Here is a 1918-nt window from a genome sequence, read left to right on the forward strand (position 1 = left end):
GCCAATCCGGCTTCGCGCAATTCGCCGCATTCGCTGGATAACTGTGTCCAACGGCGAGGCTAACTTCGGATCAGCGAAAACTTTGCGACACTGCCCCCGTGGGTGCGCATGCGGGTGTATAGTGACGTCATTGGCTCTTCCTTCAAGGTAACTCTTTTCATGATTTTTCTGTTTTAGAAACACATTTCATGTGCTAGTAACGTTTTTCAGGACAGATTACCTTTGGTAACGATATTCATGCAGGAGAAACGAAAATCAGCGCTCAAGCGGCAGAGGTTCAATTTTCAGGGCCCGTGAACACAATTCATCAACGAAGGTTACCAGAGAACGCTATTCCCGCAGGCTATGGCGCGCTTATTGACGCCTACTCCCTCGCAGTCCCTATCCCACACCAACTCTCTGCGATCGGAGACCGGCACCGCATTGTGATTTCCGATGAATGGCGCATCATGACACCGCGCCATGAACCCCAGGCTTCACTACGTGGTCACCTGACATTCGCCCTAAAATATGAAGGGCTCGATCTCGCTATCCTCAAACGTTTGTTTGAGGCTCTTGGCGATGAGCCAATCATCGCATGGGTCAGTGATGAACCCAATGGTAGTTACGCGCGAAGGATTTGGTTTCTCTATGAATGGCTCGTCCAAACGCAGATCCGGCTGGAAGACGCAACTGGCGGACGCTACGTCCAAGTGCTGGACGACCGTCTTCAATACGGATCGACCGAGTCAAACTCGTCACGGCATCGGATAAAGAACAATCTGCCCGGGACACCAGACTTCTGTCCTCTGGTGTTTCGCACGCCGGAGCTTGAAGCTTTCTGCGCGATGGACCTTGCGCGTAGAGCCCAACAGATCGTCAACGAAGTGCCCCGCGATCTTTTGGCGCGTACAGCCGCATTTTTGCTACTGAAGGACTCTCGATCCAGTTACGCCATTGAAGGCGAACGCCCCCCCCAAGATCGCATTCAACGTTGGGGACGCGCCATTGGCGAGGCAGGCCGACAGGCCCTTGATCAAGACGAACTGCTCCGTCTCCAACAGATTGTCATTGGGGATGACCGTTTCATAAAATTGGGCTTTCGACAGGAAGGCGGCTTTGTTGGATCGCATGATCGCGAAAGCCAGATGCCTCTCCCGGATCACATAAGCGCCAGGCATGAAGATTTAGACGACTTGATTGCTGGCATGGTCGCGTTTGACCGCACGAGTGGGCAGACCCTCGATCCAGTGATTGCCTCTGCTGTGCTCGCGTTTGGCTTTGTCTACATTCATCCGTTTGAGGATGGGAACGGGCGCCTGCACCGATACATCTTCCACCATGTTTTGGCCGAGCGCGGGTTCAACCCGCCAGGTGTCGTTTTCCCGATCTCATCGGCAATTCTTGAACGGATAGACGATTATCGTGCTGTCCTCGAAAGCTATTCAGCACGACTGCTGCCGTTCATCGAATGGACACCAACTGAAAAATTCAATGTCGAAGTCACAAATGAGACAGGTGATTTCTATCGCTTCTTTGATGCCACGCCACATGCTGCGTTTCTTTACAGCTGCGTCCAAAAAACAATCGAAGTTGACCTGCCCTATGAGACTGAGTTCCTCCGTCGATACGACCAGTTCCGCGCGGCCATAGACGACATGTTCGACATGCCTGCGCGCACCGTCGATCTCTTGTTCCGTTTTTTACAGCAGAATGACGGTCAACTCTCTGCGAGAGCGCGTGGCAAGGAATTTGCAGCCCTGACTGATCACGAAGTCGAGCGGGTCGAGAATATTTTTAGTAATTTCAACGCTTCCTGAGGTCACCTATGTATTTGTCAAAACGGCAGTGTCGCAAAGTTTTCGCTGATCCGAAGTTAGCCTCGCCGTTGGACACAGTTATCCAGCGAATGCGGCGAATTGCGCGAAGCCGGATTGGC

The 1918-nt window shown here is 52.6% G+C and carries 1 protein-coding gene; it reads left to right on the forward strand.

Going from position 1 to position 1918, the window contains the following annotated elements; translation table 11 throughout:
- Positions 1 to 293: 293 nt before the first annotated feature.
- Positions 294 to 1799: a Fic family protein gene (locus BM174_RS20685; protein ID WP_177209576.1), complete on the forward strand. Its 1506-nt coding sequence runs from the start codon at positions 294 to 296 to the stop codon at positions 1797 to 1799.
- The last annotated feature ends 119 nt before the right edge of the window (positions 1800 to 1918 follow it).

The sequence above is a fragment of the Sulfitobacter brevis genome (genome assembly GCF_900112755.1).
Taxonomy (GTDB): Bacteria; Pseudomonadota; Alphaproteobacteria; order Rhodobacterales; family Rhodobacteraceae; genus Sulfitobacter; species Sulfitobacter brevis.